17 protein-coding genes and 1 pseudogene are annotated in these 22,879 nt (G+C 62.3%); 9 read left to right on the top strand and 9 right to left on the bottom strand.

Features of this window, described 5'->3' with window-relative positions; genetic code table 11:
* Positions 1-141: 141 nt before the first annotated feature.
* The 7 genes from RLEG4DRAFT_RS62505 to RLEG4DRAFT_RS62535 form a co-directional block, all read right to left on the bottom strand.
* Entirely contained in the window at positions 142-303 is a 162-nt protein-coding gene (locus tag RLEG4DRAFT_RS62505; RefSeq protein WP_003575968.1) for a hypothetical protein, read from the bottom strand.
* 189 nt (positions 304-492) lie between these two features.
* Positions 493-2,361 carry a 4-alpha-glucanotransferase gene (gene malQ, locus RLEG4DRAFT_RS62510; protein ID WP_003575967.1) on the bottom strand — a complete coding sequence of 623 codons (1,869 nt, stop codon included), beginning with the start codon at positions 2,359-2,361 and terminating at the stop codon, positions 493-495.
* Positions 2,362-2,382: 21 nt separating this feature from the next.
* Complete coding sequence (gene treZ, locus RLEG4DRAFT_RS62515) at positions 2,383-4,146, bottom strand: malto-oligosyltrehalose trehalohydrolase (RefSeq protein WP_003575966.1); 1,764 nt, start codon at positions 4,144-4,146, stop codon at positions 2,383-2,385.
* Between the two features lie 140 nt (positions 4,147-4,286).
* Positions 4,287-4,577, bottom strand: a complete 291-nt coding sequence (locus tag RLEG4DRAFT_RS62520; RefSeq protein WP_003575965.1) for a type II toxin-antitoxin system RelE/ParE family toxin — start codon at positions 4,575-4,577, stop codon at positions 4,287-4,289.
* Positions 4,570-4,827, bottom strand: a complete 258-nt coding sequence (locus RLEG4DRAFT_RS62525) for a type II toxin-antitoxin system ParD family antitoxin (protein WP_003575964.1) — start codon at positions 4,825-4,827, stop codon at positions 4,570-4,572. The genes RLEG4DRAFT_RS62520 and RLEG4DRAFT_RS62525 overlap by 8 nt, the downstream gene beginning before the upstream one ends.
* A gap of 97 nt (positions 4,828-4,924) precedes the next feature.
* A complete protein-coding gene (locus RLEG4DRAFT_RS62530) occupies positions 4,925-6,601 on the bottom strand; it encodes a response regulator (RefSeq protein WP_003575962.1) in 1,677 nt (558 codons plus the stop codon).
* 10 nt (positions 6,602-6,611) lie between these two features.
* Entirely contained in the window at positions 6,612-12,911 is a 6,300-nt protein-coding gene (locus RLEG4DRAFT_RS62535; protein ID WP_003575961.1) for a HAMP domain-containing protein, read from the bottom strand.
* Between the two features lie 224 nt (positions 12,912-13,135).
* Here RLEG4DRAFT_RS62535 and RLEG4DRAFT_RS62540 point away from each other — a divergent pair, with 224 nt between their 5' ends.
* Entirely contained in the window at positions 13,136-13,588 is a 453-nt protein-coding gene (locus RLEG4DRAFT_RS62540) for a hypothetical protein (protein WP_003575960.1), read from the top strand.
* Positions 13,589-13,614: 26 nt separating this feature from the next.
* Complete coding sequence (locus RLEG4DRAFT_RS62545; RefSeq protein WP_003575958.1) at positions 13,615-13,896, top strand: hypothetical protein; 282 nt, start codon at positions 13,615-13,617, stop codon at positions 13,894-13,896.
* A 43-nt stretch (positions 13,897-13,939) separates the two neighbouring features.
* Here RLEG4DRAFT_RS62545 and RLEG4DRAFT_RS62550 read toward each other — a convergent pair whose 3' ends face one another.
* The gene (locus tag RLEG4DRAFT_RS62550; RefSeq protein ID WP_037093270.1) at positions 13,940-14,134 is read right to left on the bottom strand and encodes a hypothetical protein; all 195 of its coding nucleotides are present in this window, start codon (positions 14,132-14,134) and stop codon (positions 13,940-13,942) included.
* Here RLEG4DRAFT_RS62550 and RLEG4DRAFT_RS62555 point away from each other — a divergent pair.
* Together RLEG4DRAFT_RS62555 and RLEG4DRAFT_RS62560 are read left to right on the top strand one after the other, a co-directional pair.
* Positions 14,133-14,391: pseudogene (locus RLEG4DRAFT_RS62555) on the top strand (hypothetical protein); the annotation flags it as partial. The gene RLEG4DRAFT_RS62550 and the pseudogene RLEG4DRAFT_RS62555 sit on opposite strands and share 2 nt — an antisense overlap.
* A complete protein-coding gene (locus RLEG4DRAFT_RS62560; protein WP_003575956.1) occupies positions 14,351-14,956 on the top strand; it encodes a hypothetical protein in 606 nt (201 codons plus the stop codon). The pseudogene RLEG4DRAFT_RS62555 and the gene RLEG4DRAFT_RS62560, both read left to right, overlap by 41 nt.
* A gap of 293 nt (positions 14,957-15,249) precedes the next feature.
* On the opposite strand, the gene RLEG4DRAFT_RS62565 is transcribed toward RLEG4DRAFT_RS62560, so the two are convergent.
* Positions 15,250-15,915, bottom strand: coding sequence for a GntR family transcriptional regulator (locus tag RLEG4DRAFT_RS62565; protein ID WP_003575955.1), 666 nt, complete (start codon positions 15,913-15,915; stop codon positions 15,250-15,252).
* Between the two features lie 495 nt (positions 15,916-16,410).
* Here RLEG4DRAFT_RS62565 and RLEG4DRAFT_RS62570 point away from each other — a divergent pair, with 495 nt between their 5' ends.
* From RLEG4DRAFT_RS62570 to RLEG4DRAFT_RS62590, 5 genes are all read left to right on the top strand, one after another.
* Complete coding sequence (locus RLEG4DRAFT_RS62570) at positions 16,411-17,622, top strand: NRAMP family divalent metal transporter (RefSeq protein ID WP_085061895.1); 1,212 nt, start codon at positions 16,411-16,413, stop codon at positions 17,620-17,622.
* A 121-nt stretch (positions 17,623-17,743) separates the two neighbouring features.
* Complete coding sequence (locus RLEG4DRAFT_RS62575; RefSeq protein ID WP_003575953.1) at positions 17,744-18,508, top strand: LamB/YcsF family protein; 765 nt, start codon at positions 17,744-17,746, stop codon at positions 18,506-18,508.
* Positions 18,509-18,528: 20 nt separating this feature from the next.
* Complete coding sequence (locus RLEG4DRAFT_RS62580; RefSeq protein WP_003575952.1) at positions 18,529-19,335, top strand: putative hydro-lyase; 807 nt, start codon at positions 18,529-18,531, stop codon at positions 19,333-19,335.
* Between the two features lie 7 nt (positions 19,336-19,342).
* Positions 19,343-20,944 carry a 5-oxoprolinase/urea amidolyase family protein gene (locus RLEG4DRAFT_RS62585; RefSeq protein ID WP_003575951.1) on the top strand — a complete coding sequence of 534 codons (1,602 nt, stop codon included), beginning with the start codon at positions 19,343-19,345 and terminating at the stop codon, positions 20,942-20,944.
* 38 nt (positions 20,945-20,982) lie between these two features.
* On the top strand, positions 20,983-22,716 hold the full coding sequence (locus RLEG4DRAFT_RS62590; RefSeq protein WP_003575950.1) for an acetyl/propionyl/methylcrotonyl-CoA carboxylase subunit alpha: 1,734 nt from the start codon (positions 20,983-20,985) through the stop codon (positions 22,714-22,716).
* Positions 22,717-22,879: the final 163 nt, after the last annotated feature.

The raw sequence follows: 22,879 nt of genomic DNA on the forward strand, positions 1-22,879 counted from the left end.
CCGCCTATAGAGGTGAACTGCCAGAGGCGGGTTTTCCGACCTGCCTCTGGGGTCCTTTCCCGGGAAAGGCAAGCAACATCGAAGGTCGACGAAAAGCCGACCACGTTGATCCAGGTGAAGAGAACGATTTCCCTGGATTCGCTAAAACTCGTCGCTGCGACGCCTCACCGCGTGCTTCAGTGCCATCATATGTCTTCGTCGCTCCAGCACATAATCGGCATAGCCGACGCAGATGAACAGCAATGTCGGGCCGGCGTAGATGATGATCAGAGCCAATGCGATAGGGATGAATGCGGTCGTCATGATCGTGTTTCCATCATAGGGTGGGGCCGAAAGCGGCGAAAGCCGTAAGCCTTCATCTCGACATTCCCTGTCCTTATTTACCCAAAATTCGCCGGCTTCGTATTCGTTCCGTCCCCGATCGATTTCCATCCGCCCCGCAGGTCCCCATCGGAAGGCAACATTGAAGCGGGCGGCTCGCTCGACCGCAATTCACCGCGGCCTTTCCTCCCGCATTGCCGCCGTCACGCGTTTGAGCAGCGGGACCGACAGCAGATTCTCCAGCAGAACCGATAGCTTCGGCTTCCAGTTCGGATAGCTGTCGCTGGTGCCTGGAATATTGGTCGGTCTTTTCTCGTCGGTGAGATCGGCAAGCCGCACGGCGGTCAGAAGCGATGGGGTCCGGGCAATGAAACGGTAGGCGCTGACGGTCAAAAGTTTCAGCGTTTCTTGGCTTGCCCGCGCCGCCGTGAGCCGCGGCGGCACGTCGAGGCCGGCGGCCTTGAGTGCCGTTTTCAGGTGCCTCCGTTCGCGCTTGCGGTGTTCGAGATGTTCTTCGGTGAGATCGGGCGGTACGATACCGTGTTCACAACGATCCTGAATGTCGGCGCCGCGCCACCAGCCGGCAAGCGTCTGGTGGTCATGTGTCGAAATGCAGGTAAGCGCGAGGGCGGGATAGGCATCGGCCGGCTTGAAGCCCTTTTCGTTCTGTTCGTAGGAAAGGATCCGATAGGAGAGAATGCCGGCAGCCGCCAGATCCTCCTGCAATCCTTCCGGAATCATTCCGAGAGACTCCCCGATGACGAGGCATCGATGTTCGGCGGAGGTCTCCGCGAGGATCTGCAGCAGCCGATCCTCGGGATAGCGAACATAGGCGCCGCTGTCCGGCCTGTCGCCCAAAGGAACCAGGAAAAGACGGCGGATCGCTGGCGCGTGGTCGATGCGAATGGCGCCCGCGTAGCGCATCGCGGCGCTCACCATGCGCCGGTAAGGCGACATCTTTCCTCCGGCAATTTCGGACGGCAGATATCCGGCAAGATGCCAGTCCTGCCCGTGAACGGCGAATGGATCGGGAGGACTGCCGATCGTGGCCTGCGAGACATAGATATCCGGCTCGCTCCACGTCGCCGAGCCGTCGACCGCCTCCCCGACGGCAAGGTCGAGATAGAGCCCGATGCGCAGGCCGGCCCTGCGCGCCCGATCCGCGGCCTGCATCAGCTGGCGGTGGGCAAGCCATTGAAGCCACATGTGGAAGCGAACGTCATCTGAATGCTCGCGTTCGAAATCGCCGACAGCGGCACTGTCGAAGCGTTGGAACTCGGCCGGCCACCCTTGCCAGCCGGCGCCCGCCCCGCGCTCGACCATGGAAAAGGAAAGGCATTCGAACAGCGCATGCAGCCGCAGGCTGTCGCCGCCTTGCGCGACGAAGGCGTCAAAATCGGCGGCGTCGTCATCGACGGTCTTGTCACTGACGCGGCGCTGTCGCCATGCCGACCAGAGATCATGAAGGGCACCGAGCTTGGTTCGCGCGACGCCGATGTAATCAACGAGATCGGATTGGCGAAGGCGCTTCAATTCCCGTTCGAGTTCGGGACTGCCGGCAAAAGCCGGCACCTGGTCGACGGCGATATAGAGCGGGTTGAGATGCTGGCGGCTTGAGGGCTCATAGGGGCTGCAGCGATCAGGATCGGCGAGGAACGGCGCGTGAAGCGGGTTGAGGCCGATGAAATCGGCCCCCAGCGATCCCGCCAGATCGGCCATGTCAGCCAGATCCTTGAAATCTCCTATGCCCCAGTTGCGTGCCGACCGGAGTTCGTAAAGCTGCAGGCTTAGGCCCCAGACACGTGTGCCGGAAAGGAAATCCGGCAGAAATGACACGGGAATCTTCCTGCGATCCGGCTTCGCTTCCTGTCGCGGCCCGCCGGTCTGTTGATCCGCCGTCCCCGTCAGGCCAATATTCAATGCCGAGAGTATCTTGCGCTTGGTGGCGGCGGAAATCGGCACTTCCCGGTTCTCGGGGCTGGGCCGTGTCGGGCTGATGCCGTGGAAGCGGGCGAGCTTGTCGAGTTCAGCGGATTTCATTATTCGACCCTTCCCACCCCGTCACGCCTCGCTGATGCTCCAGATCACCGTCCAGGGCGCGAGATCGCCGCCACCGCTTCCGCCGAGACGAAAGATCGTCTCGGCGTCTTCCTGCTGCGAGGCCGGCGGCGCGGCCGCTTCGTTGCCGAGGTTGGTGCGCAGATGAAGATGCCGGCTTTCCGCAAGGGTCCAGTCCACCGCGATCGCGTTTCCCGCCGAGCGGTAGACGGCCCTTCCGGCGGCGGCTCCCTTCAGCAAAGGCACGATCCGGCGGTGCCGGAGGTCGAGAAGTGTCCTGTAGAAATCGAGGATCTCAGAGGAAGCAACTTTCGACCAGTCGAGTTTGGCGGCAGCAAAGGTCGACGGCGCCGTCGGGTCGAGAAGGTCGTCGGCGTCGAAGCCCGGCAGACGCGAAAGCTCCTCGCGACGGCCTTTCCTGACCTTCTCGTTCAGCTCCTCGTCGAAATCGCAGAAAAACGGGAAAGGCTCTGCAGCACCCCATTCCTCGCCCATGAACAGCATCGGGATCTCGGGCGCCAGCAAATAGATTGATATGACGGCTTTGACGGCATCGGCCGGGCTCGACACCATGACGCGGTCTCCCAACGCCCGGTTGCCGATCTGATCATGGTTCTGGATGAAGGAGATGAAAGCGGTCGGCGGCAGATGACCGCTCGGCTTGCCCCTATTTCCACCGCGATAAGGCATATGTTCTCCCTGGAACACAAAACCTTCCGCCAGCGCCCGGCCGAGCTTGCCGACATCGCCCGCATAATCGGCATAATAGCCGAAGGTTTCGCCGGTGGCAGTGATATGCAGCATATGGTGGATGTCGTCGTTCCACTGGGCGGTGAACAGCTTCGCCGCGCCTTTTTCATCGCGCTTCAGCAGATCGCTGTCATTCTCCTCGTTCTCGACGATCAGATGAATAAGCCGATCGCCGGCCGCAGCCCTGACGCGGCGGGCAAGCTCGTGAAGCAGATGCTCGTCGCTATCGTCCTTGATCGCGTGAACAGCATCGAAGCGGAAGCCGTCGAGCCTGAATTCGGTGATCCAGTAGGTGGCGTTCTCAATGACGAATTCGCGGATCATCTGCGATCCGTCGCCGTCATAGTTGATGCCGTGGCCCCATGGCGTCTTGTGATGGTCCGTAAAGAGCGGCGCATAGGAAGGGATAAAATTCCCGTCGGGCCCGAAGTGGTTGTAGACCACATCGAGGAATACCGAGATACCGCGCTGATGCGCTTCATCCACCAGCGCCATGAAATCCTCCGGCCGCCCGTAGCTGCTGTCGGGGGCATAGGGCAGCACGCCGTCATAACCCCAGCTGTAACGGCCGGGGAATTCGCTGACCGGCATGATCTGCAACGCCGTGACGCCCAGCTCCCGCAGATGATCGAGCCGCTCGATCGCAGCTTCGAAAGTGCCCTCCGGCGTGAAGCAGCCGATATGCATCTCGTAGACGACCATCTCCTCCCATGGCCGGCCGGTCCAGTCGCTAGCCTTCCAGCCATAGGAGGAAAGGTCGACCACTTCGCTCGGACCGTGCACGTCCTGCGGCTGGAACCGCGAGGCGGGATCGGGAATTTCAAGGCCGTCCGGCAGGACGAAGCGATAGCGCGTGCCGACATGGGCATTCGGAACTGCGCACCGATGCCAGCCACCGTCCGCCGCCTGCATCGACCGCGGATCGGCGCCCTCGATCTTCAACGATACGCTTTCATGCAGAGGAGCCCAGAGCCGAAACAGAATACCGTCTTCAGTGAATGCGGGGCCGAACGTCATATTGGTCAAGGGAAAGCCTTCGGTGAAGTGAGGATGGATTTGGGTAACTTTTGCGGGAGCAAAAAGTTTCGTTCGCAAGCGCTCGCGCGAAAGCAGCTACCCTCACCAAACAAAAGATTACTGGCTTATGAGAGGCCGCGTCAGTCGAGCCAGGTCGACGGCTCGCGCATTCCGTGAACGATCACGACAATTTCAGCGCCATAACTCGTGGGTTCATAGATGGCGATGTAACGTCCCTCGACAATCAGACGGGCAGCGGCGCTGATTTCCGGGCGGGCAGGCCCGATTTCGGGGTGTGCGGCAACCAGTTCGAACTTTTCAAAAAGTCTTTGCAGGAGCCTATCCGCTGCCGGTTCATTCTGAACGGCAATATTCCGCCAGATATCGCGCATCTGGCGTTGGGCACGCGGAGACAACCTATATCTAGCCACGGGCTGCGCGTTCTGCTTTCAGCTCCTGCAGGAAGCCCGCGGGATCAACCTCCTCGGGTTCGCCGCTGGCTTTGCCCTCAGCATATTCCCGCTTGAGTTTTTCCAGCTCAAGCGCGCGAATCTCCTCGCGCTGTTCCAGCAGCCGGAGGCTATCGCGCACGACCTCGCTGGCGCTGGCATAACGCCCGCTTTCGACAAGCTCGCGGACAAGTCCTTCATAGCGAGGACCAATGTTGTAGCTAGAGGGCATAGCGCGATACCTTTTCGTTGAAGCGATATTATCAGTTTTTGATAAACGCGACAAATAGAACTGGCCGCCGGCCGATGATTGCAAGACGTTTCGACTGTCACGCCGCCGCGACTTTGCCCGAGAGTGCCTTGTCCATGGCGGCCTGAAGCTGTTCCTGGGTGAACGGCTTCGTCATCCTGAGCATCCGGCCGAGCCCGTGGTCTTCGGAAAACTCGGCATAGCCCGAGGCAAGGATGATGGGCAGGCCGGGGAAGGCCGAGCGGAGGTGGCGTGCAAGCTCGGCGCCTGTCATGCCGGGCATCGCATGATCGGTGATGACGAGATCGCAATCCCGTCCGCCGGCCAGAAATTCCAAGGCCTGCGAGGCGGAAGAAGCCTCGCGCGGCAGGTGCCCGAGATCCTCCAGCATCGCCACGGTTCCGGTCCGAACAAGCGCATCGTCGTCGACGACGAGAATGGCGAGCGGCCGTGACACCGGGTTCAGGGCTTCCGTCGCGAGAGGCTCGACGGCCGGCTGCGTCTTGACAGAGGTCTCGGCCACGGGCAGCCAAAGGGATACGGTGGTGCCGCTGCCCCTCGCGCTCGATATCTGGATCGAGCCGCCGGATTGGGCCGCCAGGCCATGCACCATCGACAGGCCGAGACCGGTTCCCTTGCCGACCCCTTTGGTGGTGAAAAACGGTTCGGCGGCACGCGAAACCGTTGCCTCGTCCATGCCTTCGCCATCGTCCGACACCGATATCCTGATGTAGTTCCCACCCGCGAGACCGGCCGGCCGAGCCTCTTCGGCATGGGCCGCGGCAACCGTCACAGCGCCGCCGCTTTCCAATGCATCTCGCGCGTTGACGAACAGGTTGAGCAGCGCCAGTTCCAACTGGTTACTGTCCACCAGCAGCGGCGCCAGATCTGTCGGGATGCGCTTGCAGATTTCGATGCGCGGACCTACGGCCTTGGCAAGGAGATCCTCGACATTTTCGAAAAGCGTGAGGAAGTCGACCGCCTGCGGCTTGAGCTCCTGGCGGCGTGCGAAGGCAAGCAGGCGTTGTGTCAACGCTGTGCCACGCTCGGCCGCCTGGATCGCGTTTGTCACCAAGCGTTCGTTTCGCTCATCGCTCGGAAGCCGTTTCTTCAGAAGGTTGAGGCTGCCGAGAACCGCCATCAGTAGATTGTTGAAGTCATGGGCGACGCCGCCGGTCAAATGACCGATCGTATCAAGCTTCTGCGCCTCGAACAGTTGCGCCAGCGCCTCTTCGCGCTCGCGCGTCCTTTGATCGATCCGGTGCTCCAACTCCTCGTTGAGCTCCCGCAACTGGGCGGCCGAGGCCTCGAGCTCGGCGGTGCGCTGACGAACCCTCGCCTCCAGTTCGGCGTTCAGGCGTTCGAGTTCCCGCGTCTTCCTGTAGAGATCTGCAAAGACCCTGACCTTGGCTCTGAGCACCTCGGGCACGATCGGTACGGAGACGTAGTCGACCGCGCCAACGGCATAACCGCGCAACCGGTCGGGTTCGGCCAGCATCACGGCGGAAACGAAGATGATCGGCGTGTTCTGATACCGCGGGTGCTGCCGGATCATGCTGACGAGCTCGAAGCCGTCCTGTTCGGGCATGCAGACATCGACGAGGATTACGGCGATTTCGGTGCGCAACAGGTGCTCGAAGGCTTCACGGGCGGATTGCGCCTTGATGAGGTTTTCATCGAGTTCTTCGAGGATAACCTCATAACTCAGGAGCTTGGCGGGCTGGTCGTCGACGAGGAGGATGTTGACTGGGTTCATGGCCGGATCCTCAGCGGTGCAGCCACATGCGAAGCGCCGACAGAAGCTGTTCGGTATTGACCGGCTTCGCCAGGTAATCGGATGCGCCGGCTTCCAGGCATTTCTCCCGGTCGCCCTTCATCGCCTTGGCCGTCAGCGCCAGGATCGGTAGCCGCCGGAACCGTGGCTCCGACCGGATGACCTGCATGGTCTCGTAACCATCCATTCCGGGCATCATGATGTCCATCAGCACGATCGCCACCGAAGATTCGTTGTTGATGACGTCGATGGCTTCGCTGCCGGTCGTGGCCGTAAGCACCCTCATTCCCCGGCGCTCGAGCACGCTGCTCAGCGCAAAGATATTGCGGGCATCGTCGTCGACGAGCAGCACGGTCTCGCCGACGAGATCCTCGTCCGAGCTGTGCAATTCCCGAAGTGTCGCCTGTTTTGCCGCCGGCAGATCGGCGACGACCCGGTGCAGGAACAGAGCCGTCTCATCGAGAAGCCGCTCAGGAGACTCGACGCCCTTTACGACGACGCTTCGGGCCATGCTGTGCAGCGTCGCATCTTCCTCAGGGGAAAGCTCCCGGCCGGTGAAGACCACTACCGGCACCTCGCCGATCTCGGCGTCGTCGCGTATCTGCTCCAGGACCTCGAAGCCGGACATGTCCGGCAGCGAAAGGTCGAGCACCACGCAGTCCGGCGGATCCTGCCTGAGGGCCGCGAGCGCTTCCGATCCGGAGCCGACACTTGTGATGTCTATGTCGTCATGTCCGAGAAGCGCGGTGACGCTCATTCGCTCCGCCTCATTGTCTTCCACGAGCAGCAGATGCTTGCGGCGCGGCTGCGAATAGGCCTTCAAGCGCGACAGCGCCTTTCCGAGGCCCTCGGGCGTCGTCGGCTTGCTCATGAACGCGAAAGCGCCGCGGGTCAGCCCATGCTGGCGATCCTCGTCGAGGCTGATGATCTGCACCGGGATATGCCGCGTCTGCGGATTCTGCTTGAGCTGGCTGAGCACCGTCCAGCCGAGCATGTCGGGCAGGAAGATGTCGAGCGAGATCGCCGCCGGCCGGTAGTCCTGTGCAAGCGCCAGCGCATCGCTGCCACGCATCGCCACCAGCACCTTGAACCCGTTATCGCGGGCGAGATCGACAAGGACGCGGGCGTAATGCGCATCGTCCTCGACGACGAGCAGCACTGAATCGCCAGCCGCAATCTGGTGGCGATCGTCTTCCACATGTTCGATTGTCTTTTCGGCGCGGCGGCTTGCCGCCGCCTCGGCGAATTCCACGACATTTGCCGACGGAGCGGGCTTCGGCGCAATCGCGCCGGCACCGACATAGGTGAGCGGCAGATAGAGGACGAAGGTGCTGCCGACCCCAGGCGTGCTGCGCAGCTGGATCTCGCCGCCCAAAAGGTTTGCCAGCTCGCGGCTGATCGCCAGCCCGAGGCCGGTGCCGCCATATTTGCGGCTCGTCGAGGCATCCGCCTGCTGGAACGCCTCGAAAATGATGCGTTGCTTCTCAGGCGGGATACCGATGCCGGTGTCGACGACTTCGAAGGCAATGACCGAAGGCGCGTGCCGGAGCGACGGATGATCCGGCGACCAGCCACTGGTTGCCAAGGCGACGCGAAGCGTCACGCCGCCCTGCGCGGTGAATTTGAAGGCGTTCGACAGCAGGTTCTTGAGGATCTGCTGCAGCCGCTTGGAATCGGTAATGATGCTCTTCGTGACATCGCCGCCGACTTCGACCGCGAACGACAGGTTCCGGTTTTCAGCCTCGTGCCGGAACGGCCGGGCCATCATTTCGAGCAGGTTGCTGACGAAAATCTCCTCGGCATCGACCGAGACCGTTCCGGATTCGATCTTCGACAGGTCTAGGATATCGCTGATCAGGTTCAGGAGATCGGTTCCGGCGCCGTGGATTGTCTTGGCAAACTCGACCTGTTTGCCCGATAGGTTGCCGTCGGGGTTCTCGCCGAGCTGCTGGCCGAGAATAAGGATAGAATTCAAAGGCGTGCGTAGCTCGTGCGACATGTTGGCGAGGAATTCGGATTTATACTTCGATGTCAGCGCCAGTTCGGTCGCCTTTTCCTCCAGCGCGCGCCGGGCCTGCTCGATCTCCTGGTTCTTCGCCTCGACTTCGACGTTGCGTTCCTCCAGCTGCTGCGCCTTCTGCCCGAGCTGTTCGTTGGTCTGCTGCAACTCGCGCTGCTGCGTCTGCAGCTCTGCCGCGAGTTTCTGCGACTGCTTGAGCAGGCCTTCGGTCTGCATGGTCGCTTCGATAGAATTGAGGACGATGCCGATCGATGTTGTCAGTTGGTCGAGGAAGGAGAGCTGCAGCTCGGTGTAGTCGCCGGCGGAAGCTAGCTCGATAACCGCCTTGACCTGCCCCTCGAAATGCACCGGCAGCACGATGGCGCTTCTCGGTAAGGTGGTGAATACGCCGGAGCTAATCGGGACGACGTTGTCGGGAAGGTCGGTGACCAGAATCCGGCGGGCGTCGCTGGCGCACTGTCCGACAAGCCCCTGGCCGAATTCGAGCCGCGGCGGGTGCGCCGCCTCGACCCCGCGGGCATAGACGGAAAGCAGCGACAGGAAGGGCTGCTGTTCGTCGGCGTCCACCTGGTAGATTACCCCTTGATGGGCGCCGACCAGAGGCGCCAGCTCCGACAACAGCATCTTGCCGACCAGCGTCAGGTCGCGCTGTCCCTGCAGCATGTTGGTGAAGCGCGCCAGATTGGTTTTCAGCCAATCCTGCTCGGTATTGCGCTCCGTGGTGAGCCGCAGGTTGTCGATCATCGTGTTGATGTTGTCTTTGAGTTCGGCCACTTCGCCGCGCGCATCGACCTTGATCGAGCGTGTCAGGTCGCCCTTGGTGACGGCGGTCGCCACTTCGGCGATGGCGCGCACCTGCGTCGTCAGGTTCGCGGCAAGCAGATTGACGTTGCCGGTCAGATCCTTCCACGTCCCCGCCGTACCCGGGACATTCGCCTGGCCGCCGAGGCGGCCTTCCACGCCGACTTCGCGCGCCACCGTGGTCACCTGGTCGGCGAAGGTCGCAAGCGTATTGGTCATGTTGTTGATGGTTTCGGCGAGCGCCGCCACCTCGCCCTTGGAGGCGACGGTGAGGTTCTGCTTGAGGTCGCCGTTCGCCACCGCCGTCACGACCTTGACGATGCCGCGAACCTGCTCGGTCAGGTTGGCGGCCATAACGTTGACGGTATCGGTAAGGTCCTTCCATGTGCCGGCCACACCCGGCACCTGCGCCTGGCCGCCGAGCTTGCCTTCGGTCCCGACTTCGCGCGCCACACGCGTTACTTCACCGGCAAAGGCGTTGAGCTGGTCCACCATGGTGTTGATGGTGTTCTTCAGCTCGAGGATTTCCCCCTTCACGTCGACCGTGATCTTGCGCGACAGGTCACCGCGCGCCACGGCTGTGGTGACTTCGGCGATGTTTCGAACCTGGGTCGTCAGATTGGCGGCAAGCAGGTTGACGTTGTCGGTCAGGTCCTTCCAGGTGCCGGCGACGCCGGGAACCACTGCCTGGCCGCCGAGCCTGCCATCGGTGCCGACTTCGCGCGCCACACGCGTCACTTCGCCGGCAAAGGATCGCAGCTGATCGACCATGGTATTCAAGGTATCTTTGAGCAGCAGGATCTCGCCGCGCACGTCGACGGTGATCTTGCGCGACAGGTCGCCATTGGCGATCGCAGTCGCCACCTCGGCGATATTGCGCACCTGCGCCGTCAGGTTGCCGGCCATCGAGTTGACGCTGTCGGTCAGGTCCTTCCAGGTGCCGGCGACGCCGGAGACCTGCGCCTGGCCGCCGAGCTTGCCTTCGGTACCGACTTCGCGGGCAACGCGCGTCACTTCGCCGGCAAAGGCGTTCAACTGGTCGACCATCGTGTTGATGGTGTTTTTCAGTTCGAGGATTTCGCCCTTCACGTCGACGGTGATCTTGCGCGACAGGTCGCCGCGCGCCACCGCCGTCGTCACTTCGGCGATGTTTCTCACCTGGCCGGTCAGGTTGGAGGCCATGGAATTGACATTTTCGGTGAGGTCCTTCCAGGTGCCGGCGACACCCGGCACCTGCGCCTGGCCGCCGAGCTTGCCTTCAGTTCCTACCTCGCGCGCAACACGCGTGACTTCGGAGGCGAAGCGGTTCAGCTGGTCGACCATGGTGTTCAGCGTTTCCTTGAGCTCAAGGATTTCACCCGAGACCGACACCGTGATCTTCTTCGACAGGTCGCCATTGGCAATCGCTGTGGAGACCTCGGCGATGTTGCGCACCTGCGCCGTCAGATTGCCGGCCATGGAATTGACGCTGTCGGTCAAGTCCTTCCAGGTGCCGGCAACGCCGAGCACGTTCGCCTGCCCACCGAGCCGGCCTTCCGTGCCGACCTCGCGCGCAACACGTGTCACCTCGCCGGCAAAGCCGTTGAGCTGATCGACCATCGTGTTGATGGTCTCCTTCAGTTCAAGGATTTCGCCCGACACGGTCACTGTGATCTTCTTGGACAGGTCGCCCTGGGCGACGGCGGTTGCGACTTCGGCGATGTTACGCACCTGCCCCGTCAGGTTGGAGGCCATGGAATTGACGCTATCGGTCAGATCCTTCCAGGTGCCGGCGACGCCGCGCACATTGGCCTGACCGCCGAGCCGGCCTTCCGTGCCCACTTCGCGGGCGACACGCGTCACTTCCGAAGCAAAGGCGTTCAGCTGATCGACCATCGTATTGATGGTTTCCTTCAGCTCCAGGATTTCGCCCTTCACATCGACGGTGATCTTCTTCGACAGGTCGCCATTGGCAATCGCAGTCGAGACTTCGGCGATATTGCGGACTTGCGCCGTCAGATTGCCGCCCATCGAGTTGACGTTTTCGGTCAGATCCTTCCAGGTGCCGGCGACGCCGCGCACATTGGCTTGGCCGCCCAGCCGGCCCTCGGTTCCGACTTCGCGGGCGACACGGGTGACTTCCGAGGCAAAGGCGTTCAACTGATCGACCATCGTATTGATGGTTTCCTTCAGCTCGAGGATTTCTCCGGACACCGTCACCGTGATCTTCTTCGATAGGTCGCCATTGGCGATCGCGGTCGACACTTCGGCGATGTTGCGCACCTGCGCCGTGAGGTTCGAGGCCATGGAATTGACGTTGTCGGTCAAGTCTTTCCAGGTGCCGGCGACACCGGGCACCTGCGCCTGCCCACCGAGCCGGCCCTCAGTGCCGACTTCACGCGCCACGCGCGTCACCTCGCCGGCAAAGCCGTTGAGCTGGTCGACCATGGTGTTGATGGTTTCCTTCAACTCCAGGATTTCGCCCGAGACGTCGACGGTGATCTTTCTCGACAGGTCGCCGCGCGCCACGGCAGTGGTCACCTGGGCGATGTTGCGCACCTGAGCCGTCAGATTGCCGCACATGGCGTTGACGCTGTCGGTCAGGTCCTTCCAGGTGCCGGCCACCCCAGGCACCAATGCCTGACCGCCGAGCTTGCCTTCGGTGCCGACTTCGCGGGCCACACGCGTTACTTCCGAAGCGAAAGAACGCAGCTGGTCGACCATGGTGTTGATGGCTTCCTTCAGCTGCAGGATCTCGCCGCGCACGTCGACGGTGATCTTCTTGGAAAGGTCGCCATTGGCAACCGCGATCGTCACCTCAGCGATGTTGCGAACCTGCGCCGTCAGGTTCGACGCCATCGAGTTGACGCTTTCGGTCAAGTCTTTCCAGACGCCGGTCACTTCAGGAACCTGCGCCTGCCCCCCGAGTTTTCCGTCCGTGCCGACCTCGCGGGCAACACGCGTCACCTCAGAGGTGAAGACGCTCAGCTGCTTGATCATCGTATTGACGATATCGGCCGAGCGCAGGAATTCGCCTTTGAGCGCCCGACCGTCGACATCGAGCGGCACCGTCTGCAGGAGATCTCCCTTAGCGACCGCGGTGATCGTGCGTGTGACAGCTGTCGTCGGCCACAAGAGATCGTCGATCAGTCCGTTGATCGATCCTTCCATCTCAGACCAGGAACCATCCGAAAGGCCGAAGCGCACCCGCGTACTCGTCCGGCCGTCCCGGCCGACGACTTGGCCGACATGCTCGAGTTGCTGGGCCATGCGCTGATTGCCGGCGATGATATCGTTGAGAGCATCGGCGATCTTGCCGGTAACGCCGGTCAGGTCGGACCGCATCCGCACGGAAAAGTCACCGCGCCGGACCGCGACGAGGACCTCCAGCAGCGCGCTGGCATCGTCGAATGCCATCGCCTTCTGGTCATGGCCATTGAGGCTGTCTGCTTCGATGTTGTCGCGCGCGCGTTCACTGGTTTGGTTGCTCACGAAAATCCCCCTCTTCGACGATCGGTAATTTAGTGCTCAACGCAGAAAATGGTATGGGCCATTTCGCATGCAGCCTATCATGATTTGCCATACAGGAAATGAACCTAAAGCTGCATGAATCCAAACCGCCTCGGGACGGCGTTTTGGCAAGGTTTGCGGTTTTTTGCACCAGCGGGAACAGTTGCCCGCCGGCCGTCGTTTCCGTTCTGACAATGGAGAGCGACATGTCGAACGTCTCACGGACAGGCAAGGAAGAGATCAACAACGCGACCAGCCCGACCACCTTCGGAAGGTCGGTCGAAAGCCAGGCGCAAATGCAGGATGCGGCGACTGAGGCGTCGCCGGAAGCCGGTGGCGAAATGCTCAACATCTATCGATTGGAGCCGATTGCCGCCCCTAACGACCCGAGATGGGATAATGCCCCGGGACACGGCACCGTCGTGGTGGCCGCCAGAACGGCTGGTGATGCCAGGATCGTCGCCGCGTCGCGTGAGCTCGATTTCATGGAAGTGGATGCGGCGCCCGCCGAGGATGTCACGACGGCCAATGCCAGCGCCTTTCGCGACGACAAGCTATACACCGTCATCGAGATCGACCGGAACAGGCGTGATGTCGCACGCGGCATCCTTGACGGGACGGTCTCGGTCGATACGATCCGATCGGTCGAACCGGACTAGAGACCCCTCGTTTCCTAGGAGCTCCCATGAATACTGCCAATCTGCAGCTCAAGGGCCTGATCATGGCCATGACGTCGATATGCGACGCGATCGTCGAGAAGGAACTGCTCACCCGCCAGGAGCTCAATACCGCGCTCTCGAAAGCCCAACGGGCAATCGAAGAGGACGACGACCATGAGCTGTCTGGGGCCAACCGCGCCGCTATCCTGTTTCCCATCCGAGTGCTGCAGCTTGCCGACGAGGCAGCCGCGCGGGGCGAACGGCTGACCTTTTCGGACTATGCCAAGCGTGTGGGAAAGCAAAGCTGATTGTGTTCCAAGGTTTCAGCGCGTCCGGCAGAGCGGATCGGGATCAGCCGTCCTTCTTTCCATGCCGACCGTGAGCGACGGAGGGCACAGCGTGGGGCAGGTCGCTTTCCGGCCCCGTCGCGATCCCCGGTCGTGCACGGTCGATGCTGATACCGGCGCGGTCATCCACGATCATGCCATGAAGCGCGGCTGTATCACGAATAACGTCGAGCTGGTCGTGATAGGCATCGGTGCCCATCTACGGCGATCCCGGCGCATCTGGCGAAACTGGGCGGTTGACGTGCGCGGTTTCGGAATTGAGAGCGGCCACCACATCGCCGAGGAGAACCGCAACGCGGGATCTCTCGAGCAATCCGGGATTTTTCGAAGCCTGGTGATACCCGGCTTAGTAACATTTGGTTGGCTACGTATCATCGCACGCCATATAAAAACCTTGTCAACCAAGGAGCTACTCATGGCCCGCCACGCATCCAATCCTGTCATCGTGCAGCCTAATCCCGTCCAGGCCGCGTTTCTGCGACGCGCGATGTCGGCGCTGGAGCGCATCTCGGCGAACGTGTCGGCAAAGGATCTCGCCGATGCGCTTTCTGCACCGACCGACGCCGGATCATTGGCACATCTTCTCAGCCGGTCGGACATGGTGGGCACGGAGATCAACGATCTCGACCCCCTCGTTCCGGCGCTCGCCCGCAATGTCGCCCATCGCCAGGATCTAATAGAGCGGGCGGGCCGGGCGGCCTCGGCCGAGGACGCCGGACGCATCCTCGGCATCACCAGGCAGGCCGTCGACAAAAGACGGCGGGCCGGCACCCTGCTTGCCATGCGCGAGGGCAGCGACTGGCGCTATCCGCTCTGCCAGTTCGACCAGCGCGAGGTAATCGCCGGGATATCGGATGTCGTGCGCGGTTTTCCCGGCGCCGGCCCCTGGATCGCGCTGGATTTCCTGCTCGCGTCCGACACGGCTCTCGGCGATCGCACTGCCCTGCAGGCGCTGCGCGATGGCGATCGCGAGGCGGTGCTACGGCTGATCCGGATTGAAACCTCCGACGGCTTTGCCTGATTCCGGCGGCCGGAGGCAGAGGGCGTCGGGAGCCGCGCGCCGGCCCCGCCCGCCTGGCTCGCCGATTCACCATTGGCGATCGACCTTGTTCCGCCTGGGCTGATCCTCCATAGGATCCATCTAACACATCTCGACCCGCTCTTCTTCTGCCCCGGTCCTGGGGCTGCCGCCACTAACCGCTTCGACAGCACATCACTTCTGGCCGCTTGGCCTCTCTGCCCTGATCGGTCTTGCCGCAAACCGCCCGCGGCGGCTTACGGCCGCGCGAAGGTTCGGCTTTGGTTACTCCGACATTACGCGTTGCCCCTGTCGATCCGAGAGAAAGCGGCGAGAACGGTTCGCTCCGATTGCAGCAGATAAGCCTCGAGTGCTGCTGAAGCTTCGGCCGTCATCCCCGCCTCGAGCTTTTCGAGAATCGCCGCATTGAGGTCGACATAAGGGGCGTGCAACAAATCGGGATCGGCGAGCAGGCCGAAGCTGAGACGCAGTTCTGCGGAGATCTGGGCATAGAATGCGTTCAGCCGCTGACTGTCGGCGAGATCGACGATCGCCGCGTGAAAGACCATATTCTCGCTTCCGACGGTGCGCCAATCCTTCGCCAGGCGCGCGACTTTGGCATGTTCGACGGCTGAGCGCATACGCGTCACCGCCGGATGATTGGGATAGGCCTTGGCAATCGCCTGGCATTCGACCATGCGACGAACACGGTAGATATCGATGATCGAGGCCATGCTGGGCGTGGCGACAAAGACGCCGCGATTTGGCTCGTGCCGCAACAGCCCTTCCTTGGTCAACAGCCGGAAGGCTTCGCGCAGTGAATTGCGCGACACGTCGAGATCGGTGCTGAGCGTCGCCTCGGACAAGCGCTGGCCGGGCCTGAATTCGCCCGCAATCAGCTTACCGCGGATTTCCTCCGCCAGCCTCGGTGCCAGCGCCGATGTGTTATTCTGCTCAGCCATCACATTCCCTTGGGCATGGGCCCCTTTGCATAAGGCCCCTTGTGCATGCGTGGATGAATCATCCATCCCCTGCGCATCGATATAGCGGTTCGCCTCACATGGGAACCGTACGAGGAAAGGCATGATCGCGTAGATCACTGCGAAGTTTTAGATAGGGTCACGGCCGGCAGTCGGGCAGAGAAATGATCGATCGCGCGGCGGCATTCTTGTCGTTGAGACGCAAGGCCGGACGCGCGACGCCTTATATGGCTCGCAATAAGACCCTTGGCGCCTAAATAGCGTTCTATTCGCTCAACATTTGAGCACTTTAGTGGAACGATCAAATAAATATTGTTGAACAATCTTGACAGAATTGTGAAACGTGGCAACGTGACATGCGTCAACAAATCCACGTGGACCAACCCGAGGGAGTTCAGGGCGTCCGCAATAAGGAGAGGGTTCATGGAACAGCCAGCTATTGCATCCGTAGACACCACGTTGGCCAAGCCAGCGCAGATGTCGACCAAATCGCGCCGCGCGGCATTGACCGCCGCGATCTTCCTGATGGCCACGTCGGCCATCGGCCCAGGCTTCATCACTCAGACCGCAACATTCACCACCAAACTCGGCGCGGCCTTCGCCTTCGCCATCCTCGCCTCGATCCTGATCGACTTTGCCGTGCAGCTGAATATCTGGCGGATCGTGACGCTGACGAAGATGCGTGCCTCCGACCTCGCCAATGCGGCGATCCCTGGCTCCGGCTACCTGCTCGCCATTCTCGTCATCGTCGGCGGGCTGTTCTTCAACATCGGCAATATCGGCGGCACCGGCCTCGGTATCAATGCGATGATCGGGCTTGATCCAAAGGTTGGCGGTGCGATCAGCGCCATCCTGTCGATCGGCATCTTTCTGTCGAAGCGGGCCGGCATGGCGATCGATCGGTTCATAATCCTTGCCGGCGTCCTGATGATTGCGTTGACCGTTTACGTTGCCATCGTGTCGGGTCCGCCCGTCGGCGACGCGCTGTTCCAGACTTTCCTGCCCTCCACCATCGATTTCGCCACGATCACCACCATCGTCGGCGGCACGGTCGGCGGTTACATCACCTATTCCGGCGCCCATCGCCTGCTCGACAAGGGCACTGTCGGCATCGAGAACCTCGGTGCAGTCAACCGCGCAGCACTCACCGGCATCGCCGTGACCGGCATCATGCGTTACGTGCTCTTCCTCGCCGTTCTCGGCGTGGTCGCGAGCGGCGGCGTCATCGATGTCTCCGGCACGGGCGCGAACCCGGCCGCTCAGGCTTTCCAGGCTGCCGCTGGCAATATCGGCCTGCGCATCTTCGGCGTCATCCTCTGGGCCGCGGCCATCACCTCGGTCATCGGCGCTGCCTATACATCGGTTTCCTTCATCACGGTTTTCAAAAAGGACATCACCGAACGCGCCCGCAACATCGCGACGGTGATCTTCATCGCCATCTCGCTGTTCTTCTACGTTGTCATCACCACGCCCCCCGCCCAGATGCTGGTCTTCGTCGGCGGCTTGAACGGCCTCATCCTGCCGATTGGCCTGGCGATCTTCATCTATGCGGCCTGGGCTCGTTCCGACCTCATGGGCGGCTACCGCTATCCACGCTGGCTGCTGGCGCTTGGCGTGCTGGTTTGCGCGCTGACCTGGTACATGGGCTACAAGTCGGTCGGCCCGATCTTTGCTCTGCTCGCTGCCTAGAGCAGTATGAGGAAAAATGCGGGCGGCCTTCCGCCCGCATCTCGCTCCAATCTGCTGGAATCGGTCACTTCGATGTTTTTGAAGCGATCCGGCTCAGCAGCACGATCCAAGGAGATCTGACATGACTGCGATCGATCTGAACAGTGATCTCGGTGAAAGCTATGGCGCCTGGGGCATGGGCGACGATGCGGCGATGCTTGGCATCGTCTCCAGTGCCAATGTCGCCTGCGGTTTCCATGCCGGCGATGCGCTCGGTATTCTGAAAACCGTTCGGGCCGCTGCTGAAAAAGGGGTCGTAGTCGGGGCACATGTCTCCTATCCCGATCGCGTCGGCTTCGGCCGGCGCGACATGGACGTCACCAGCGCGGAACTGACGGCCGACGTCATCTACCAGATCGGCGCGCTGAAGGGCGTTACCGCCGCAGCCGGCGTCAGTGTCGGTTACGTCAAGCCGCATGGCGCGCTCTACAATCGTATCGCCCATGATCCGAAACAGGGACTGGCGGTGATCGACGGCATCAAGGCCATCGATCCCGATCTGGTGCTGATGGGGCTGGCGGGCGCACCCATTCTCGAACTCGCCCGTACATCCGGGCTTAAGACCATAGCCGAAGCCTTCGCCGATCGCGCTTATACGCCAGACGGTCAGCTCGTTTCGCGGCGCGAGCCGGGGGCGGTGCTGCACGATACTGAGGTGATTGCCCGCCGCATGCTGCAACTCGCCCATGAGGGTTCGCTCGAAGCGATCGACGGTTCGATCATCAAGATCGATGCGCAATCGATCTGTGTGCATGGCGACAGCCCCGGCGCCGTGGCGATTGCTCGGGCGATCCGCCAGGCTTTCGAGTCCGACGGGATCACCGTTCGATCGTTCCTAAAGGCCTGAACAAATATTGGGAGGACACCATGATTGCGATTGAAAATCTCGGCCATGTCGACGCTGGGCCGGCTCGCTCGGCCCGCCAACGCTATCGTGGCGGCAGCGTCGAGCCGACGTCCGGCGTTGCGCCCGGATTCACCCAGGCGAACATGATCGTGCTACCGCGCGATTGGGCCTTTGACTTCCTGCTTTACGCCCAGCGCAATCCGAAGGCCTGCCCGGTGCTCGACGTTTCCGACCCCGGCTCGCATACGACGCTTCTCGCTCCGGGCGCAGATCTGCGCACCGATCTGCCACTCTATCGCGTCTGGCGCGACGGCAAGCTTGACGAGGAAACGGCCGATGCGACTGCCGCCTGGGCAGAACATGCCGATCTCGTCAGCTTCCTGATCGGCTGCAGCTTCACCTTCGAAACGCCGATGGTCGAGGCCGGCATCGAGATCCGCCACATCACCGACGGGTCCAACGTGCCGATGTATCTGACCGACAAGGCTTGCCGCCCGGCTGGGCGGCTGCATGGGAACATGGTCGTGTCGATGCGACCGATCCAGGCCAGCCGTGTTGCAGACGCAGCAATGATCTCGGGACGTTTCCCGGCCGTGCATGGTGCGCCGGTTCACATCGGCGCGCCGGAAGAAATCGGCATCAGGGATCTGTCGGCGCCGGAATTCGGCGATCCGGTGCGCATCGAACCCGGCGAGGTTCCGGTCTTCTGGGCCTGCGGCGTAACTCCACAGGCGGCGGTCATGGCATCCGGCGTTCCCTTTGCCATTAGCCACGCACCGGGGCATATGTTCATCACCGACATCCCCGACACTGCCTATCACGCCTGAGGATCCGATGCGCTTCCTGCCCGTCAACCTGACGACCTTGCTGGTCGAACTCGCCGATCTGGACGAGACACTGGCGCTATTTGCTTCGCTCGACACCGATCCGGTCGAGGGCATAGAAGACATGGTGCCGGCTGCCCGCACGCTGATGATCCGCTTCCGGCCGGAAAGACTGACGGCCGAGAGGCTGGCTAGCGAGATCGCCATCCGCGACCTGTCCGCCCGCGCTGCGCCCTCCGACCGGCTCGTCGAGATCCCGGTCCACTACAATGGCGAGGACTTGGGCGATGTCGCCGCACTGACCGGCCTTTCGGTCGAAGAGGTCATCCGCCGCCACGTCGAAAGTACCTTCACCGTTGCTTTTTGCGGCTTTGCGCCGGGCTTCGGTTATCTCGTCGGCGGCGACCCCGCTCTTCAGGTGCCGCGCCGCCAGAGCCCACGCACCAGGATCCCGGCTGGCTCGGTCGCCCTTGCCGGCGCCTTTTCAGGCGTCTATCCGCAGGCGAGCCCCGGCGGCTGGCAGATTATCGGCACGACGCCGGAGAAGATGTGGGACCTGTTGCGCGATCCGCCGGCGCTGTTCCAGCCCGGTTACCGCGTGCGTTTCTTCGATCTGGAAAAGCGGTCAGTCCCGGCGTCGGACACGCGGATCAATGTTCCGGATGCTCCTCAGGCCGAGGTCGTCGCCGAGGCGGTGACGCTGAAGGTGTTGGCCGCACCCATGCCGGCACTGTTTCAGGATCTTGGACGCTTCGGCCAGACCGGCCAGGGCGTATCCTCTTCCGGCGCGCTCGACCGTGGCGCGCTGCGCGCCGCCAACCGGGTCGTCGGCAATGCCGCCGGCACGCCCTGCCTTGAAATCATTCTCGGCGGCTTTTCCTTCGAGACGTCGGGTCGTGCGGTGATGGCGCTCACCGGCGCGCCCTGTCCGATTTCAATCCGCGATGCCAGTGGGCGCACGATCACCGCCGAGACCTACCATCCGATCTCGTTGGAACCTGGCGATGTCGTGACGCTCGGCGAAGCGCCACGCGGAATGCGCAGCTATCTCGCCATCCGCGGCGGCTTCCAAGTGAAGCCGGTGCTCGGCAGCGCCTCGACCGACACGCTCGCTGTCGTCGGCCCGGATCCGGTTGTGAAAGGCGCCGTCCTGATGGTGGAAAACGAAACCGCGCGCCTGACCAGCGTGTCGCTCACAGAAGCGCCGGCCTTCGGCTTTCCGGCCTCCGGCGAGATCGTGACGCTCGACGTGATCATGGGTCCGCGCAGCGACTGGTTTACCGAGGCGGGCATCGCCAGCCTCTCCGGCCAACCCTGGCAGGTCACGCAGCAGTCCAACCGCGTCGGCATTCGCCTCTCCGGTGAAACTGCGCTCGAGCGCAGGGACAAGGCGGAACTGCCAAGCGAGGGAACGGCAACCGGCGCCATCCAGGTGCCGCATAGCGGCCAGCCGGTCCTATTCCTCGCCGACCATCCGCTGACCGGCGGTTATCCGGTCATCGCCACCGTTGCCGAATATCATCTCGATCTCGCCGGCCAGATCCCCATCAATGCCCAAATCCGTTTCCGGCCCGTGACGACGTTTGCGGATGTTCGGCGCGCAAGGGCCTGAGACCGCAGCCTGGCCACAAGAATAATGAGGAGCCATCCATGCAGAAAGTCCTTATCGCCAATCGCGGCGAGATCGCAGTGCGCATCATTCGGGCCTGTCGCGACCACGGCCTGCAATCGGTCGCAGTCTATGCCGATCCCGACATGGACGCACTCTTCGTCAAGCTGGCCGACGAAGCCTATGGGCTTTCCGGCAGCCGTCCGGCCGAGACCTATCTCGATATCGACAAGCTGATCGACGTCGCCCGGCGCTCCGGCGCCGATGCCGTCCATCCCGGTTACGGTTTCCTGTCGGAGCGAGCTGAATTCGCCCGGGCGGTGATTGATGCCGGCCTTGTCTGGATCGGCCCCGACCCGCACGTCATCGAAGCGCTCGGCGACAAGGTCGAGGCTCGTCGCATCGCCCTGAGTGTCGGCGCACCGTTGGTTGCCGGCAGCGACGGCCCGGTCGACACCGCCGCCGAAGTCATCGCCTTTGCTGAACAGCACGGCTTGCCCGTTGCCATCAAGGCGGCCCATGGCGGCGGCGGCCGTGGCCTCAAGGTTGCCTGGAAGATGGAGGAAGTGGCGGAACTCTACGAATCCGCCGTGCGCGAGGCCAAGGCCGCCTTCGGCCGCGGCGAATGTTTTCTCGAACGGTTCCTCGACCGTCCGCGTCACATCGAGGCACAGGTTCTGGCCGACAAGCATGGCAATGTCCTGGTGCTCGGCACCCGCGACTGCTCGCTGCAGCGGCGCAACCAGAAACTCGTCGAGGAGGCGCCGGCCCCGTTCCTGTCCGACGCCCAGCGCGAGTCGATCCACGCGGCAGCCCAGAAGATCTGCGCGGCGTCCGGCTATTCGGGCGCGGGCACGGTTGAGTTCCTGCTCAGCGTCGACGGCACAATCTCCTTCCTTGAGGTGAATACGCGTCTTCAGGTCGAGCATCCGGTGACCGAGGAGACGACCGGCATCGATCTCGTCATCGAGCAGTTTCGCATCGCCGACGGCCTGCCTCTGCGCCTAACCGAAACGCCGACCCCGCGTGGCCATTCTATCGAGTTCCGCATCAATGCCGAGGATCCCGGCCGCGGCTTCTTGCCGACGCCGGGCGCGATCACGATTTTCGACGCCCCTTCCGGCCCCGGCGTCCGTCTCGACACTGGCGTGGTTTCGGGTTCGACAGTGCCTGGCACATTCGATTCGCTGATGGCGAAGCTGATCGTCACCGGGACCACGCGCGAGGAGGCGTTGAAGCGCGCACGCCGCGCGCTCAAGGAATTCCGGATCGAGGGTGTTGCTACTGTCTTGCCCTTCCACCGCGCAGCAATCGAGACCGAGGATTTTATCGGCGCGAACGGGTTCAAGGTGCACACGCGCTGGATCGAAACCGATTTCGCCGCCGCTCTCGAGGCGGAATGCCGGCCAAAGCCACCTGTCGATTCGCATCTGATCCGCACCCATGTCGAGATTGACGGCAAGCGCCATGAGCTCGGTATTCCGGCAGCACTCCTGGCGGGCCTCGGCGCGATCGAGGGCCGGGGTGCCGGTCCGGCGGCGACGGTACCCGAGGACCTATCGAGCGTAACCGCGCCGATTTCCGGCACTTTGCAGGCCTTCAAGGTCGAGGATGGCGCGGACGTTGCCGCCGGCGACCTCATCGCCATCATGGAAGCAATGAAGATGGAAACCCAGGTCACGGCCCCACGGGCAGGCAAGATCAAGATCACGGCCGAACCGGGCGCCTATCTGCAAGCCGGTGCAGAAGTCGCCCGCTTCGAAGCCTCGGCGTAGATAGCTCGGTGGCGAAAAGCGAAATCGGAAGAATGACAGTCGCTAGCAGGGTGGAACTGCGCGAATGACGTGCGGTGCTGATCCCCGCCCGGTCATGACGCTGACTGACTTCATACCAGCAAAAGCGTTGTCGATTTTGGATAAGTTGATTTATTTGGTATTG

The sequence above is a fragment of the Rhizobium leguminosarum bv. trifolii WSM2297 genome (assembly GCF_000271845.1).